9 protein-coding genes are annotated in these 18,036 nt (G+C 51.7%); 4 read left to right on the top strand and 5 right to left on the bottom strand.

Going from position 1 to position 18,036, the window contains the following annotated elements; genetic code table 11:
* Positions 1-249: 249 nt before the first annotated feature.
* Both ACYSNS_RS03155 and ACYSNS_RS03150 read right to left on the bottom strand, forming a co-directional pair.
* Positions 250-4,914: a translocation/assembly module TamB domain-containing protein gene (locus ACYSNS_RS03155; RefSeq protein ID WP_461721661.1), complete on the bottom strand. Its 4,665-nt coding sequence runs from the start codon at positions 4,912-4,914 to the stop codon at positions 250-252.
* Complete coding sequence (locus ACYSNS_RS03150; protein ID WP_461721897.1) at positions 4,914-6,878, bottom strand: autotransporter assembly complex protein TamA; 1,965 nt, start codon at positions 6,876-6,878, stop codon at positions 4,914-4,916. Before ACYSNS_RS03150 ends, ACYSNS_RS03155 begins: the two co-directional genes overlap by 1 nt.
* Positions 6,879-7,212: 334 nt before the next feature.
* Between ACYSNS_RS03150 and ACYSNS_RS03145 the strand changes: the two genes are divergently transcribed.
* Positions 7,213-8,745, top strand: coding sequence for a YifB family Mg chelatase-like AAA ATPase (locus ACYSNS_RS03145; protein WP_461721660.1), 1,533 nt, complete (start codon positions 7,213-7,215; stop codon positions 8,743-8,745).
* A 790-nt stretch (positions 8,746-9,535) separates the two neighbouring features.
* Here ACYSNS_RS03145 and ACYSNS_RS03140 read toward each other — a convergent pair.
* The 3 genes from ACYSNS_RS03140 to ACYSNS_RS03130 form a co-directional block, all read right to left on the bottom strand.
* Positions 9,536-12,745 carry an error-prone DNA polymerase gene (locus ACYSNS_RS03140; RefSeq protein WP_461721659.1) on the bottom strand — a complete coding sequence of 1,070 codons (3,210 nt, stop codon included), beginning with the start codon at positions 12,743-12,745 and terminating at the stop codon, positions 9,536-9,538.
* A gap of 102 nt (positions 12,746-12,847) precedes the next feature.
* Positions 12,848-14,437, bottom strand: a complete 1,590-nt coding sequence (locus tag ACYSNS_RS03135) for a Y-family DNA polymerase (protein ID WP_461721658.1) — start codon at positions 14,435-14,437, stop codon at positions 12,848-12,850.
* The gene (locus ACYSNS_RS03130) at positions 14,325-15,152 is read right to left on the bottom strand and encodes an ImuA family protein (protein ID WP_461721657.1); all 828 of its coding nucleotides are present in this window, start codon (positions 15,150-15,152) and stop codon (positions 14,325-14,327) included. Before ACYSNS_RS03130 ends, ACYSNS_RS03135 begins: the two co-directional genes overlap by 113 nt.
* Before the next feature lie 409 nt (positions 15,153-15,561).
* On the opposite strand from ACYSNS_RS03130, the gene ACYSNS_RS03125 reads away from it, so the two are divergent.
* The 3 genes from ACYSNS_RS03125 (at position 15,562) to rlmN (ending at position 18,015) form a co-directional block, all read left to right on the top strand.
* Positions 15,562-15,954: a YkvA family protein gene (locus tag ACYSNS_RS03125; RefSeq protein ID WP_461721656.1), complete on the top strand. Its 393-nt coding sequence runs from the start codon at positions 15,562-15,564 to the stop codon at positions 15,952-15,954.
* Between the two features lie 186 nt (positions 15,955-16,140).
* Positions 16,141-16,644 (top strand): invasion associated locus B family protein, encoded by a 504-nt coding sequence (locus ACYSNS_RS03120; RefSeq protein WP_461721655.1) that lies wholly within the window; start codon positions 16,141-16,143, stop codon positions 16,642-16,644.
* A gap of 141 nt (positions 16,645-16,785) precedes the next feature.
* Positions 16,786-18,015 carry a dual-specificity RNA methyltransferase RlmN gene (rlmN, locus tag ACYSNS_RS03115; RefSeq protein WP_461721654.1) on the top strand — a complete coding sequence of 410 codons (1,230 nt, stop codon included), beginning with the start codon at positions 16,786-16,788 and terminating at the stop codon, positions 18,013-18,015.
* The last annotated feature ends 21 nt before the right edge of the window (positions 18,016-18,036 follow it).

Here is an 18,036-nt window from a genome sequence, read left to right as displayed (position 1 = left end):
TCTGTGTCGGCATCTCAATAACTGTAGCGCATATCCTATGCATACAAAACGTGTCGTCTATCTCGTTCTATCAACCTTAGCGCTCTTGAAGAAAGCTTCAACTCTCAACGTTCGTGACCATGATTAAACAATGATCGTTTTGAAGACCGCTAAACCATTAGAATCATCAGCACAGAACTTTGTGTTTTTTTAATCCCACATGGTTTAACAGAATTCTACCACGCAAATATGACATAGACCTAACTGAACCTAATAGTCTTTTTCATAGAATACACCTACACTGGAATCTCCCTCGGCACCCAAAGCGCCCTTAGCCTTCAGGTTCTTGGAAATGTCGAGATTGACGGTACCTTTCGTGTTGCCGCCCGAACCCGCTTCAACTCCTAAGTAGATATTATCGCGTATGTAACGTCCTGCACGAACTCCGGTATTTCCCTGCGCATCCGTAACCACATCAAGATCATCGAGACCTGTGCTAGAACGTAATGCGCCCAGCAATGACGTATTGGTTACGCCTGCAAGTTCCGCAGCTGCCGAAGCAAGTTGCGCAATCTGGAACGGAGACAACTCACTGATAGAGCGATTGAAGATCAAACGTGCCAACACTTCATCCTGTGGCAATTCCGGTGTGGATGTAAACTTGATATCAAGCGCATCAATGGTGCCGCTGACCGTCACCGTTACGGTGATATCGCTGCCATCGCTGGTTGCCACGAAATTAACTTCCGGATTGAGGTTCCCCACAAGTGTCACCCGCCCTTCGCTGAACTCCAGACGCTGTGAAAGAATGTCAAACCGACCGCGCAACATTTGGAAACCACCAACAGGGTGGATGTCATTGATAGGCCCAACAAGCCCTATACCACCACCCAACTCGACATCAAGGCCCATACCGCGCACAAAAATCTGATTGGGTGCACGAATACGCATTTTCAATTGCGGAACCGATGGTCGGTTTGCCGGCACTGGTACACCGCTACTGCGTGTTATGATCTTGGCACGTTCCAGCGTTGTTTCGATTGCCTTGGTAAGGTGTTTATGCTTCACGTCGATCTGTGCTGCGCCACCAAAGCGGTCTGGAACGGTTATTTCCGCTTTTTCGATTGTGATATCGCCGCCAATGACAGGATCGCGCAACAATGCACCCGTCACTGTGACCGTGCCATCAACAGTTGCTACCACCATTGCGCCATCACTATAGCGCGTATGGTTCAACCGAACAGTAATATCAGCAGGCATACCAGCGGCGAAGTCCGTCGAGATGGAACCGCTTGCCGCAATCGAACCACCGGCTGATGAAGTGGCATTGACGCTGTTCAAGACAATGCGATCACCATTCAAACTACCCTGAACAGTAATACCATTCAGACGCAAATTGGTTTCCGAATCAAGAAAGCTGCCATTCGATACGGCAAAACTTCCGCCAAGCTGGGGTTGTGCAAAGGATCCTTTCACCGTTGCGTCAACTGTGGCCGAACCTGAGACTTGCGCTCCGCGTTCGGCAAGAAACTGGTTGGCAATGCCAAGCGGTGCAGAACCTTTAACACTCAGATCAATACCATTACCCAATACCGGAATTCGGCCCTGTGCGGATATGTTCAGCCCCTGAGGGCCGTTTGCGTTCAACCGTTCGAGGTTCAGAACCGAATTTTCATAGGCACCTTGCGCTGTCAGGCTGATGGGTGCCAAGCCATTATTTGCTATGATTTGCGCCGTCAAACCCTGACCAGCAAGGTTGAAACGTGCTGTTGGATTCTTCACGGCCCCGCCTATATGAGCATTGCCAGTGATGGCACCGCCAAGATTTTGTCCACTGACAAAACCATTGGCAAGTGCGACCGGAAGATTTTTCAACACAACGTCAACATCAAGGTTACCCTGGCCAAGCGGCACTTTGCCGGTTGCGTTCACATCAAGTCCACCACCTGAAACATCGGCCTTGATGGCGAGTGACTTGCCGTCCGTTGTTCCGTGCGCATTCAACGTTAAAGGCGCAATATTCTTTTCCTTTAGCGCTGCGAGTGTAAGCTCTTGGCCTTTAAGTGCAAACTGGATATTTGGATTTTCCGTCGTGCCTTTAATATCTGCCTGCCCGGTCAATGTGCCTGATGCACCTAGATGAGAGCGGACGATATTGGCAAGCGATACCGGCAACGCGTCCATAATCACGCGCAGATCCAAAGTTTTACCGACATTGCCCGCCAGTGAAAGCGAACCGCCATTCACATCCAGCATAAAATTGTTTATTTGATAGCCTGCATCGGACAGGGCGATTGAAGCCGGTTTCACAAGCTTTGCGTGAACCATATCTTGCGACAGCATAAAGCGATCAAGATTGATCGTCATGCGTTCGCCGCCGGCTGCATCTGCATAAATCAGCGCGCCAGCCAGTTCGGCTTTCGTATTGTTTTGCATATCAGCGGTTGCACTGAATGCTGTTTGACCGTTGCTGCCATTTGCACGTGCTGCCAAAGTGTTGATAGCCACAGCCGGAGTTTGGATGTTCTGGGCATTGATATATCCATCGATACGCAATTGACCGGTCGGGTCGCTCAGACCGGCTTTCATATCAAGGCTTTCAATATGATTATTGGCAAAAACGAGCTTCCTAATATTCGCAGAAAGATCAGCGCTTTGCTTGCCGTCCTGATCAGTGAAGGCAAAATCTCCCTTCATGCTGCCGCGGCCTTCGGTCAAAGCAAGAGCGGCCAAAGTGGAAATATCGGGCGCATCAATATGCAGTTTACCCGTCACAAGACCTGCGAGATTTTGCGTTAAGTCGCCGGAAATCTGGGCGCCGCCTACCCTTATATTCAGGCCATTTAAACCTCGTCCGTTATCATTGTCAGCAAACGAACCTGCCAGTTGAAGGGTTTCACCCGCAAAAATGCCATCCCCGTCAAGTGCACCACTGATGTAAGAACGGATAGGAGAGGTATTGTCGAGAAGAGCATTGAGATAGAGTGCTGTATTCTGCATCTTCCTTCCCGAAAGCGTCGCATCATGAATTTTCGCGCCAACGCTTAAAGCAACCAGCCGATTATGGCCGCGGGCTGCACCTTTGAGCGTGATTGGGCCCTTCATACGCGGGTCAAGCAAACCAAGATCGGCAAGCTCAACACCGAAATCCATATCGGCGCTGACACTCGAAAATTGCCCATTTGCTGTCAATTTGAGTTTGTCATTGCCAAGCTGGAAATTGCGTGTGGTAAATCCGGCCTGATCGCGCACAATGCCACCTGACAGTTTGACATTGCCTGCAAGAAGACGATCGGCCGCATCAATGCCGGTCTTTACCGCATTTGTAGTGCCTGCAAGGTCGAGATCGAAAGCGCCGGTGAGTAAACCGATCGTTCCTTTTCCTTCAATGTCAACAGCGCCCGAAAGGGGTTTACCACTCAACATTGCCAGCGGTGCCAAAGTATCGGCCTTCACGCCAAGATCACCCTTGAAAACCAACTTCTCGATCTGGCCTTTCAGCCAGACCGTTAAACCGTTTGCGGTCAGGTTGACTGTGCGCACAGTTACCGGCTGGCCAGCCATAATATCGGTATCAATTTTCAGATTGATGGTACTGCCCAACGCCGCCGAAACCTTGCTGCTGCTGGTTGTAATACCATTAATACCGCCGGTCACTTGCACGCCCACATGGCGCGTTGCGGCATCATCCAGATTTTCACTGTCACCGCCCATATCAAAAGTGATGTCATGAGCGTGGAAATTCTCGTTGGCAAAATTATTGACGACGAATTGACCGCTCCACATCGGCGCATTGTTCGTGCCATAATCAACATTCAAGGCGATTTTATTCGCGCTTGTTTTGCCACCAGCAACGGGCAGAATGAGCGTACCGCCGTTGGCCGATGCGATTTCGGCATTGACTTGCAACCGGCGAAGAAAACCATCGGCCAGCGTTTCACCACTGGCGCTGACATGGATGGCAGCACCATTGATTGCCAGCGTCTCAAGACGCAAGCCACCATCTTTTTTAGACAAGGCATTCAATTTCAAAGAGGTGTCAGAACCAAAAAACGGTTGGTATTCTCCAGGCATCAACATCGAAATCGGGCCGGAGAGATCAGCTGAGATTGTTTGCCCCTGCTCCGTACCCAAAAGCTTCAACGTGCCGTTTAAAACCGGCTGCACACCCGCCTGCATGGCAAGCGTGACAACAAGGTTATCAAGGCTGCCATCGCCTTTCACTGTCAAAGCGACCGGCGGGCGATTTTCGATCTTCAGCACATTGGCAATAATACCGTTTTCCGGTTCGGAAATTTTGATATCAATTTTGGCCTTGCGTTTTTTATTCGAAATATCGGTAAAAATATCAAAGCTACCGGCCGCATCGAGACGCTGCATGACGAGCTTTGTTTCCAAATCACCATCGGCAAGCGACAAAGCGCCCTTGAGAGAGACCTGCGATTGCAGCCCGAAAAGCTCTGGCCCGAAAGCGACTGTCTTGGCATCGATTGATTTGACATTTACCGCGACGGGTAGTTCGGGAATGGCAAAGCTGCGCGATTCCGGCGAAGGAGCGGATGTGGATGGCAAAGGTTTGCGTAAAACGTCAATCCGCTCTGCCGATAGCTGGTCTATGGAAATCTGCCCGCGCAGCAAAGCCAGACGGCTCCAATCCATCTTGGCATTGGTGATTTTCAGCCATACGCCATTACGGTCGCCAACGGTAATAGAGCCGATCGTTGCGCTGGATGACAAAGCACCCTGAATATTGGATATCTTGATTTGCCGGTTTGGGGCCGAAATCGTTCGTTCAATAAATGACAGCACCCATGACTTATCTTCATCAGCCTGAGTTTCCTGCGCTGCGGGCGTGTTCTGGGCATGGACAAAGCTGCTGCAAAGCAACATGAAAAGACCAAAGACAATAGCGGAAATGTGCGAAATTCTCATCATTAGAACGCCTGCCCTATACCGATATAAAAACCGAGATCCGGATCGCCGCTGGCGCGATCAAGCGGCACGGCAACATCGAAACGCAAAGGGCCAAGCCCCGTCATATAGCGGCCGCCGATACCGGCGCCAAGTTTTGTATTCTCGGAAAAATCGGGATAGGAATCCTCTCCCACAACGCCGGCATCAATAAAGCCGACAACACCAATCGTATCCGTTACCATTGTGCGCAATTCGGCTGAGCCCTCAACCAGCGAGCGACCGCCAATCGTGTCGCCGGTTTCTGTCTTGATACCGATATTGCGGTAGCCATAGCCGCGAACCGAACCGCCACCGCCGGCAAAGAACAGCATATCGGAAGGCAGTTCTTTGGCCTCCGCGCCAGTGATTGTGCCTACTTTTGCACGGGTTGCAATTACGTAGCGGTCTTTTGAATCGAGGGCGAAATAAGACCGGCCCTCAACCGTCATCTTGCCGATGAAATTGCCGTATTGCGCTTCATAGACAGGCTCCAGCACAACCTCGCCATAAAGCCCATGCTTGGCGTTTGCCTTGTCATCGCGGCTGTCATAGAGCAAACCACCGAGAAGGCCGATTGTCGTAAAATCGCGGCTGCCGAAATAGTCATCTTCGGACTTGGTCTGTGCCACGTTGAAATAAGCCCGCCCCGACAGTTCATCATTGAATATGTGTGTCAGGCCGAGCTGGCCGCTGACACCCGTCGTTGTATAGTTGTCCAGCACTTCACGTTGCGCCTTCAAACCGGCAACAAAATCGGTGTCAGGCGTTATCACACCCGGCCGAGTAAAGGTGGTGCCCAAAAGATAACTGAAATTCTTCGGATTATATGAATCATCCTGACTGCCACCGATACCACTGATACGGGCATCAAACCGTAAGCGTTCTGCGTGGCCGAACAGATTGCGGTGCATCCAGTAGGCTTCCAGGCCGGCCCCATCAAGCGTCGAATAGCTGCCACCAACGCCAAAACGCCGTGGCGGGCGCTCCTGAACCACCAGATTCAGCGGCAGACTGCCGTCGGGGTTGATCTTATCAGCTTCGCGAACATTCGCGGCACGGAAAACATCAAGACGCGCAAGCCGCTTATTGGCTTTGCTGATATCATCGGGGTCGTATTCTTCGCCTTCTTTGATGCCGGTCATCCAAGCAACATACGCCGAATCCATACGCGGCTTTTTTGTCACATTGCGCACCGTCAGCGGGCCATAATGCGCTTTTTGCCCTGGCTCCACCTGAATATTGGCATCAACAATGCGTGTGGCATGATCGGCCACAACGTCGCGCCCTTTCACTGTTGCCTTGGCGTAGCCCTGCTGGCGCCAACCTTCAACCGCAAGCTGTTCGGCTTTGAATACGGTGCCGGATTTGGCCACGTCGCCCGCGGCATAGCCGGAATCCTGTGGCAAAGGAACTTTGTCTTTTTTGTTATCGGTGGGCGGTGCGAGCTCGTGCACGCTGGCCGTGCCAAAATGATATTCAGGGCCGGTATCAATCGTAATGACAATAGAAGATTTTTCCGGAAGCTCGGTGTCGGGGCGTAAATCTGCCGCCTCCTGACCATTCACGGTGATGCTGATAACACCGCCATAGCGCCCTTCAGCGTAAAGGGCTGCCAGTATCTTTCGATAATCTCCACGGGCCTTTGCAAGCAGTCCGGCAGAGCCCGAAGCGGGTTTTTCATGATCGCCAACCAGCGATGAGGCCGCTTTGACCGTCTTGACACCATCCTCGGGTGCGCCCGGTGCGGCAACGACATCGACTGTGTAATATTTAGGTTCGCCGATCACATCGGCCGCGGCATCATCCTGTTTTTTCTTGCCCCAAAGATGCACGCCGAAAAGTTCGAATGCGCCTGCCTTTTGCGGTGGGACAAAAACAAGCGAAAAACCGGCAAGCAACGCTATCGCGCTTCCCGCTTTCAACCAAGATTTTGCCCGACATATAATCAAAACAGGTACTCTTAAACGTTTTACTCTACATATGAGACGGCACCGACACGCATAATAGGCAGCCCCGCAATACTGCCGATTTTACGCAAAACCGCCGCGCCTTGCAGGGTTTCAAAGTTTGTCCTTGTTACCATAACAGACTTTTCATGCCTACACCGCGCCGGCTGAATTTGCATGATCTTTGTCAAAGAAGTGTTAAACCGCACAACTTTAGCGGCGCATAGCTGCTATGCGTGACGCAAAAGACACAAAAATGTTCACGTATTGTTCTTGATTTGTTATGAAATCTATGGTTGTATCAATTTGGGACACTTTTAAAGGGAATAGCATCATGGTTGCACGTATAACGACAGTCGCCTTTAGCGGTGTTGATGCTTTACCGGTGGATGTGCAGGTGATGATTGCCCCCGGAAAAATGGGAATGTCTATTGTTGGCCTTGCCGACAAAGCTGTTGCCGAAAGCCGTGAAAGGGTACAGGCAGCATTGCACGCCTGCGGTCTTTCCATGCCGGTCAAGCGGGTTACCATCAACCTAGCGCCTGCCGATCTGCCAAAGGAAGGCTCCCATTATGACCTGCCAATTGCGGTTGGTCTTATGGTCGCTATGGGGCTTTTGCCACCGGAAGTCGCGCAAGACTATGTTGTTATGGGTGAATTGTCCCTTGACGGTTCTATTGCGCCTGTCAGCGGTGTCCTGCCTGCAGCGATGACCGCTGTCGCTTTAGGCAAAGGCTTGATCTGTCCTGAAAAATGCGGTGCTGAAGCTGCTTGGGCCGGTTCTGACATCGAAATACTGGCACCATCGGGATTATTGGCTCTGGTCAACCACTTTAAAGGTGCGCAAATTCTTTCCCGTCCACAACCCCGCCAATATGTCATACAGGACAATCTGCCAGACCTTGCCGACATTAAAGGACAAGAAGCGGCAAAACGGGCATTGGAAGTTGCCGCTGCCGGTCGCCACAACCTGTTATTTGTTGGCCCTCCGGGGGCGGGAAAATCCATGTTGGCGCAACGTCTGCCTTCTATCTTGCCTCCATTGGATGCGCGTGAATTGCTGGATGTCTCGCTGATTGCATCGATTGCTGGCGAAACCACCAATGGTTCTGTATCCGTCCATCGTCCTTTTCGGTCGCCTCACCATTCCGCATCGATGGCCGCTATGGTGGGAGGTGGCATAAAAGCCCGCCCGGGCGAGGTGTCCTTGGCGCATAATGGTGTGCTGTTCCTTGATGAATTTCCAGAATTTTCACCGCAGGTTCTCGATTCATTGCGCCAACCCTTGGAAAGTGGGGAATGTGTGGTTGCCCGTGCCAACCATCATGTCAGCTATCCAGCCCGTATCCAGCTCGTCGCCGCGATGAATCCTTGCCGCTGCGGCATGGCGGGCGAACCCGGCCATGTCTGCGCCCGCGGCCCGCGCTGTCAGGCTGATTATCAGGCACGTATTTCCGGCCCGTTACTCGACCGTATTGACCTGCGTATCGAAGTGCCGGCTTTATCTGCTTTAGACCTGATGCAACCGGCCAAATCAGAGCCGAGCCACGTTGTTGCCGCACGCATTGTAAAGGCGCGTCTATTACAGGCCGAACGATTTGCCCGTTTAGGCGCACCCCATATCCGTGCCAATGGCGACTGTCCGGCAAGCCTGATCGAGCAAATTGCCATTCCCGATGCTGGTGCAACGGCGTTGTTGCGCGATGTCAGCGAAAAAATGCGGTTATCCGCCCGTGCCTATCATCGGGTTTTGAAGGTAGCTCGGACGATTGCCGACCTTGATGGCTCGCAACGCCTCACCAGACACCATCTTGCAGAGGCGATTTCTTACCGGCTAGGCAATGAGCGTCTTGCCGCTGTCGCCTAATATAGCTTGAACCCCGCACATGAACAAAAGACACTCTGAAATACAAGGCAAGTGGGCGGTGACCATTTAAGAACGGCTTGGTTGGCGCAAAAATCTTATCTGAATAAGAGAAAAATGCAGGCAGCGTGGTTTTCACCGTCAAGGTTTTCCGATGCATTTATAGGAAATTTCTGCCCAACCCTTTCAATGGCATGATAACAAAAATAAAGTGCAGAACAATAGTCTGGCTTAGCTATTTCATAAGGTAAATCCTGCCGCTTCATGCTGTTGGCAGTCATTTTTTATTGGCTTGGTTGGCGATTGATTTCTCATGTCGCGCTTCAATGCAGAGCTATTTTATCACATCTACCAAAGCTATAGTGGCAACCTTACGGAAAGCATGGGGAACGTTTTTGCCCATGGGTTACCATCCATTTAATACCACCAAAATGATGTAAGCCCGTAGATAAGCCGATTGACCGCCTCTCAAAGTATTTGATGTGCCTCGAGCAAAACATTTTTAATGTTGAACCATCAATTTCATCTAACTCTCTGTTTTACCGCAACTCATCCGATAGGAGTGGAATAATGAATTGATCCAATGAATCAATTCTCCTGCGGATGCGCTTCACACTTTTGGGGAATGGCTCTGGGTTGCGCCGCTTTGGTTATCCAATATCGGCATTGTTATAAATTGCCATGGCATTTTCCAAAACGGTGACAGCGCCAAACGAAACAGGCATCCCGTTATTTTTATCGCCTGAGATTTCAAACATGGTTGGTGGGTCTCAACCGGCTGGGCGCCAAACTCTTAATGGAAGTCGCGTGATTTCGGAATAGCACGGAATTGACGTGGATGTTGTGCCATCGGTTCCGATGCTGTTGGCCCAAAACGCTCCGGCATGTCGCTTAACGACAGTAAATCCATGCTTCTATCTTCAATTTCTGCTGCAACAAGGTGTGTTACGCCGGATATATCGCGTTGAACCTTACCGGTGACCCATAGCATTTTTCCGCCCATGACCTCGCGGCGAAACCGCGCCATGATTTTCGGCCAAACCACGATATTGGCAATGCCGCTTTCATCTTCCATCGTGAGAAATACAACACCTTTGGCGCTGCCGGGTCTTTGGCGCACCGTTACAATGCCGGCAATGGCAGCGACAGCGCCTCCGGCAACCTCCATCGCATCCTGACAGGGTATGATGCCCTGCTTTTTCAATGCTTCCCGCAAAAAGCTCATCGGGTGGGCCTTAAGGGAAAGGCGGGTCATTTCATAATCATTGATAACATGTTCACCCAGTTTCATCGGCGACAAGAGCAGGCGTTTTTCACGCGCCATTTCTGATTGCTTTGCCGCTTCAAACAAAGGCAGTGCAGCATCGTCAGGCAGGCGGCGCACTGCCCATAAGGCATTACGCCGTTCAATACGCAAACTATGGAAACAATCGGCATCAGCCAGAAGCTGGAAAGCCCGCTTGGGCAACACCACTCGCTGGTGCAGTTGTTCAATGGAATCGAAGCGTCCGCTGGTTTGCGCCTCTTCCAGTCTCTCCCCCCATTCGCTTGAAAAACCGCTGATTTGACGAAACCCCAAACGCAAAGCCAAGACTTGATCCAGCCTTTCCAACCGATGGTCATATCGGCTTTGATTAATGTCCACCGGCAATACTCTCACTCCGTGGTCGCGTGCATCGCGCACAATCTGGGCTGGTGCATAAAAGCCCATGGGTTGCGAATTCAGCAATGCTGCGGCAAACACTTCAGGATGGTGGCACTTCAGCCAAGCCGAAACATAAACCAGATGAGCAAAGCTTGCGGCATGGCTTTCTGGAAAGCCATATTCGCCAAAACCCTCAATCTGTTTAAAACAGTTTTCAGCAAAAGGCCGTTCATAACCACGCCTGACCATGCCCTCCACCATTTTTTCACGCATGGTATGAATGGTGCCAACCCGTCGAAATGTTGCCATTGCGCGGCGTAGAAGATTGGCTTCATCGGGGGTAAATTTGGCCGCTTCAATGGCGATGCGCATTGCCTGTTCCTGAAATAGCGGCACCCCCATGGTTTTACCCAATACACGCTCCAGCTCGTCACGCGGGCCATGCTCGGCAGAGGGAAAGGGATAATCCACCTTTTCCTCGCCGCTGCGACGACGCAGATAGGGATGTACCATATCTCCCTGAATAGGCCCTGGCCGCACAATGGCCACTTCAATCACCAGATCGTAGAATGTTTTGGGCTTGAGCTTGGGCAGCATGTTCATCTGCGCCCGGCTTTCCACCTGAAAAACCCCCAGAGAATCGCCTTTGGACAACATCTGATAAACCGGTCTATCATCGCGCGGTATATCATGCAGGCCGTGATTCAGCCCTTTATGTTGCTTTAAAAGGTCAAACCCTTTGCGGATGCAGGTGAGCATACCCAAAGAAAGTACATCGACCTTCATCAGTTTGACACTATCAATATCGTCCTTATCCCATTCGATAAAGCTGCGATCCTTCATCACCGCAGGGCCAATCGGGACCGTTTCATCCAGCCTGTCCTGTGTCAGCACAAAACCACCGACATGCTGGGATAAATGGCGCGGAAAGCCCAAAATTTCCTGGGCCAGACGCACCGTCAAACCGATCATCGGATTTTCAGGATCAAGCCCTGCCTGCCTGATCTGGTCATCACTGACACCCTGCCCCGATGTCCCCCAGACGGTAGCCGCTATCGCGCCGGTAATATCTTCGCTCAGGCCCAATGCTTTACCAACATCGCGGATGGCGCTGCGCGACCGGTAGCGGATAACCGTTGCCACAATGGCGGCGCGTTCACGCCCATAACGGCGATAGACATATTGCATGACTTCTTCGCGCCGTTCATGTTCAAAATCGACATCGATATCCGGCGGTTCTTTGCGCTCTTCCGATATAAACCGTTCAAATAAAAGGTCGATTTCTGCCGGATTGACATTGGTAATACCCAAGCAATAGCACACGGCCGAGTTGGCGGCCGAGCCGCGCCCCTGACAAAGGATTTTCTGTTCGCGCGCATAACGCACAATATCGTAGACGGTTAAGAAATAGGGTGCGTAATCGAGTTTTTTAATCAGTCGTAATTCTTTGTCCAGAAGCGGCTTTATCTTTGTATGGTCTTGGGGTGAGAACCGTTCCTCCATACCTTTCCATGTCAGCTCTTCCAGATAGCCTTGCGGCGTCTTGCCTTTCGGCACCGGTTCATCAGGATAAGAGTAGGACAGATCGTCCAGTGTAAAAGCAATCGGCGCGATAAAGACATGCTGTTGCGCAAGCGCTTCGGGATAATGGCTGTAAAGCCGCTGCATTTCTGCAACCGGCTTAAGGTGCTTTTCACTATTGGCTTGCAGGGAAAAACCGGCCTCATCAATCGTTTTATGCAATCGAATACAGGTCAAGATATCCTGCAAAGGGCGTCTTTCCGGCAAATGGTACAACACATCGCCGGCTGCAATCAGCGGTACATGATAGGTCGCAGCGATGCGTGCCAGATATTCTGCCCGACGCGCATCCATACCACCAAAATCCATTGGCAATGCCAGCCAGACCTGCCCTTTGGCGACCATCTGCAACCGGGCCAAGGCAGCTTCAAAACCACCTGATGATGTGACGATGATTTGAAACCCGCGGGCGCGGAATAAAAAGTCTTCCAATGTCAGATGACAGGCACCTTTTTCACCTGCCTTTGTTTTTCCTTCACTCAATAGGCGGCACAGCTGGCCATAGGCGGCACGATCACGCGGGTAAACCACCAGATCAGGCGTTGCATCGGCAAAGACCAGCCGACAGCCCACCAGATAACGAAAGGCACCATGCTGTTTGACAATTTCCCGGGCCATGGAAAAGCCACGCACGACCCCTGCCAAGGTGTTTTCATCGGCCAGCCCAATACCGCCATGGCCAAGCAATGCGGCATGCTCTACCAATTCTTCAGGGTGCGATCCACCCCGCAGAAACGAAAAGTTGCTTCTGACGGCCAATGCTAGCATGGCACACACCTATCACGCTTTGACCGGCAGGCAATGCATGGCCTTTTGGCCTTGATGCCATCACCGACAGACAAAACCATGTGGCGCCTTATGGGCAAATATACCGGTTTTTTATGCAAACAAGCCATGCAAAAACCATTTTGTTTTAGGGTATGGGCCATGGCGGAATATCCAGAATCGCTGACCGTTTTCATCTTCTACGCGGTAATAATCGCGGTCTTTCTGCGTGCTTTGCCACCATTCAGCGCTCACCCGCTCGGGCCCCTCGGCAAGGCGGATCTTATGGGTGACATGACGCCAGCGAAAAGATGCCGGCGGCGCATCTGGCAGCGCTGCGATAACGTCGACAGGTTGCGGCGGGCAGAACAGACGCAGCGGCCGTTCCGGCGGATTGGGTGCAAGGGGCACAAGGCCCTGTGCGGCAAGACGGGCAGCCAGTGCGGCAGTTTGCGGATGGCGGTGTTGGGCGACACCCCAAAAAGCTGCGCGCTCAGGCATATGACTTTCGATCGTTTGCGCCACCACAATATGCGACGCCCCTAGGCGGGTTGATAATCGGTCTACCAATTGAGCAATTTCGGCTGTGTCGGCACCCTCTTCGATCAAGCCGGTCTGTACCACTTGCAGCGGTGCACAACGGGTGGCCGAAAGCGTCAATGTATCAAAACCATATCCAGCATCCAGTGGTGTGGCCAATGTTGAAAGCCGTTCTTTCATCAAACGGTGAAAAATAGCCGGATCAATGAGCGGGCGGCCGGTTTCAATCATCAAATTTTCTATATGACCATCAACCCGAAAAAAGCCGATAGCTAAAGCAAGGCTGCCAAGTCCCAATTTTTCAAGACGTTGGAAAAAATCCTTGGCCAGAACCACAAGCTGGTTTTCGACCATTGCTTGGTCGCTCAACGGTTCGCTCAAACGCAGGGGAAGATAGAGCGCCGGCGGCGGGCTGATGGGAGAAATCGGTTGGCGGCTTTTGCCATAAAGCGCATCAAGGCGGGCAGGCAGAACTTCCCCAAAACGCGCGGCAAGCGCCTTGGGCGAAATATGCTTTATATCATGCAATGTCTGAAAACCGGCACGCCTCAGCCCCGTTTGCGTTGCGGGCGGCGCTTCAAGGGCTGGCAGTTTCAGCATATCCAATGTGCAAGCAAGCTCTTCACGCGGGACAAAACGATTGACCCCAAAACGGGTAAAAGCCCGCGCTGCTGCAGGCGTCGGCGCAAGCGCCGCCAAGGTTTCAACGCCAAGCTGCCGATAATGACAGGTTACTTTTTGCAACATCGCCGCTGGGCCATCAAAAAGATGATCACAGCCAGTAACATCCAACATCAATCCATACGGCAGGCTATAGGCAACAAGCGGGGTAAACCGCCCTGCATTGCGGGCCAGATGCTGCAAATACACCATGTCGGCATTGTCGTCCTGCTGGGCGGTTTCTATTCTGGCACAAAGGCTGCGCGCATGAACCAGTGACAGGCCGGGATAAAGCCCTGCCTGCGACGCGGCCTGATTGACACAGGTCAGTTTCAGGCCGCGCGCCGCACGATCTATGATGGCAAAAGGCTGTTGTGGGTCTGGCACACGCTCAGGCGGCAAAACCGTCATGAGACGGTTTATGGGCAGGCGCGGAAAGGCGAGGGCCAGATAAAGCCGTTTGAGCGATTTGATCGGCGTGAGTTTCAATAAAGGTCTGGTCATTGAGGTTCCATTGCATCGGCCAATGGCCGGTATGGCCGGTTCTATTGCGCAGAAGGGTGACATCAAAAGCGGTAAGCCCCGGTGCCTTGGCGCCGGAACTTTGCGACGGAGCTGCAGCTATCTGCCATCTGGTTGCGGCACTGCTGGTTTTCAGTGCCGCCTTGCCAAGCAGAAGCAATGCCGGATGACCGGCTTTTTCTGCCGCCAGATGCAGACGGCGGCTGGCAGTAAAATCAAGCGCTTTGGAAGGGCCCGAAAGACTAAGTATAATGCCGCCTATGCTGCGTGTCGCCAGCGCATCATCTGCCGCTTTCAAAGCATCTGTCGCCTTATGACAGCGCACCAAGATGAAGCGGGCGGGATCAAGCCCGAAAGCGGCCAGACCGGCCGGATAGGGCATGCCATACTCCATTGTGACACTTTCTTCCTCCAGCCAGATGAATGGGCGATTTGGTTGCTGGCTGCGGGCCAAAAGTCCCAGACAAAAACCGGTAGCGATATTCATCGATGCGGGTGCTGCCACCACTTCATGCAGCGCGCCACAAGGAAAAGGGCCAGCCAAAAGGTCGGCTGTCCTATGACCAAGGTAAAAATGGTGGCCAGCATAATTGCCCATACTATCGGCAGCTCCCACATCGCCAACAGGCAATAGCGGGGCTATGGGCCGTCCCTCCATGCGGGCGACAAGATGGCGCAATTGGGCAATATTCTTCATCGTAAGACTCGATATATGTTCTTGTTTTGTTCTATTATGGAATCGAATAAGAAACAGAGTCAAGCAGAGTCTTTGGATGAAAAAAATTGCTCACCTTCACGCTTCCCTACTACATAGCCTGTTGTGCCGCCTTCCAGCCCAAAGCGCTTACATGGCGAATTCAACAATTAAGGCTCAGGATCGCTTGTTTTTTTAGGACGATACCACCGGGCATAAAGCCACCCGATCTTTCGGCTTAAGGATGAACCAAGCAGAATTATTATAATTGCATATGGTGTGAAACAGGCACCAAAGCTTGAACCCCATCGTGTTCGTTCATAGCGGCTGGGCTTTATGGAAACTTGCAAATAGCATACAGGCTTCTTATCTCAGGGCTATATTGGGCGGGGGCCCAAATGGAAGTTTGACAATGGATAAGGCAACAATCGACGATATTTTGCAACCGGGCACTGAAAAGGTGCAAGCCGGAAGAGCGGCAAAGGTACGTGCCCGCTTCTGGAAAACTTTGCGCAAGGCCGCATCGCACATTCCCTTTATGGAAGATGTCGTTGCAGCTTATTACTGTGCGCTTGACCCCACAACCCCAAAACGCGTTCGGGGTATCTTGCTGGCAGCGCTTGCCTATTTTGTCATGCCGTTCGACTTTATCCCCGATATGTTGGCTGTCATCGGCTTTTCTGACGACCTGGCAGTTTTGACCATCGCCATTGCCACCGTGCGCGCCCATATTACAGAAGCCCATCTTTTGGCTGCGCGCAAAGCGCTTGCTGGCGAGAGCGAACATCAAGACAGCGTGAAATAAAGAATTTCTTCCGGTTTTTTGCCATTTGATGCAAAATTTCACCTTTTGGTAACCACAAACAGGTCAAAATTGCATGAAACACTGGCGGCATATCCAACAGATGTTATGTTGGTGTGATAGAAATCACCGCCGGTTCGAAGCCGTAAGGCTTTGCCAATGGAAAACAAGAAGTGAGCTGAGTATACGATGTTTGGAAAGACTTTTGTCGCTGCGTCTGTCATGGTTCTGGCCGTAGCCGGAACAGCTTCGGCACAGACACCCACCCGCCTCAACCAATTTGATGCATGGGGTGCCTATTCCTATAAATCGGGCGCCAACACGGTTTGTTATGTGCTTTCGGCCCCGTTGACCACCCAGCCTGCAAGCGTAAACCATGGCGATAATTTTTTCCTCGTCAGTAAGCGCCCCGGTGGTGCCGTTTCATTTGAACCGCAGTTCATGGCAGGTTATACGCTGAAAGAAGGTTCAAAAGTCACGGTGACCGTAGACGGCAAAAACTTTGAATTCTTCACCAAGGATTCATCGGCATGGGCAGCTTCGCAAACCACTGAAACTCAGTTGATTGCAGCCATGCGGGCAGGTTCTAATCTCAGCGTCAAGGCTGTTTCACAACGCGGAACCAACACCAGCTATACCTATTCTCTCAAAGGTGTGACTGCAGCATTGAATGCTGCACAAAAATGTAAATAATCATTTTTTATCACAATCAGCGCACTGCATCATGGTATTGCCATGTTGCAGTGCTTATTTTATGTGGCTGGCGCGCGTGACGCTGCCGGTTTTCTGTGCTACAGGCAGCACGTAAAAGTTTTAGTCAAGAACCGGAAAACAATGAGCGTATCCTACGATCTCAGACCTATTGGTGCCAATGCCGCCATGCGACCAGCCGTGATGGATGCGGTAAAACCTTCGCTCATCGGCTTATCGCGTGAGGAAATGGCCGATGCCTTGAAGAATGTCGGCGTACCGGAGCGCCAAACCCGCATGCGCGTGAGCCAGCTATGGCATTGGCTTTATGTACGCGGCGTCGCAAGCTTTGACGATATGTTCAACATTTCCAAGGATATGCGCGAAACGTTGAAAAAGCATTTTTCCATTGCGCGGCCGGAGATCGTTGAAGAGCAAGTCTCCAATGACGGCACACGCAAATGGTTATTACGCTTTCCCCCGCGCGGAGCAGGAAAACCTGTCGAGATCGAAATGGTCTATATTCCTGAAGAGGGGCGTGGAACCTTATGTATGTCTTCACAGGTTGGCTGCACATTGACCTGTTCTTTCTGCCATACCGGAACGCAGAAGCTTGTGCGCAACCTGACAGCGGAAGAAATTCTGGCGCAGCTTTTGACAGCCCGTGACCGCTTGGGCGATTTTCCTGAAAAAGACACGCCCGATGGTGCGATTGTGCCTGCTGAAGGGCGTAAAATTACCAATATCGTCATGATGGGTATGGGCGAGCCGCTTTATAATTTTGAAGCCGTCAAGAAAGCGCTGTTGATCGCCTCTGATGGCGATGGTCTTTCACTCTCTAAACGACGGATCACACTTTCAACGTCGGGCGTTGTGCCGGAAATTTTCCGAACAGGTGAGGAGATCGGCGTTATGCTGGCTATCTCGCTGCATGCAGTGCGTGATGAATTGCGCGATATGCTGGTGCCGATCAATAAGAAATATCCGCTGAATGAATTGATGGATGCCTGTCGGGCCTATCCCAGCCTGTCCAATGCCAAACGTATTACGTTTGAATATGTCATGCTGAAGGATGTTAATGACAGTCTTGAAGATGCCAAGCGTTTGGTGCAGCTTTTGAAAGGCATTCCGGCGAAAATCAACCTCATCCCCTTCAACCCGTGGCCGGGTAGCAACTATCAGTGCTCGGACTGGGAGCAGATCGAGCGTTTTGCCGATGCCGTCAATCAAGCCGGCTATGCTTCGCCGATCCGCACGCCACGCGGCCGCGATATTCTTGCGGCATGCGGGCAACTGAAGTCGGAGTCAGAGCGTTTGCGCAAATCGGATCGTTTGAAACTTGAAGCCATGATGATTGCCGGACACGGTGATTGATATTCGTGACTGAAACAGGAA

The organism is Bartonella sp. LJL80, assembly GCF_054871565.1.
This window is presented reverse-complemented; position numbering and strand designations above follow the sequence as displayed.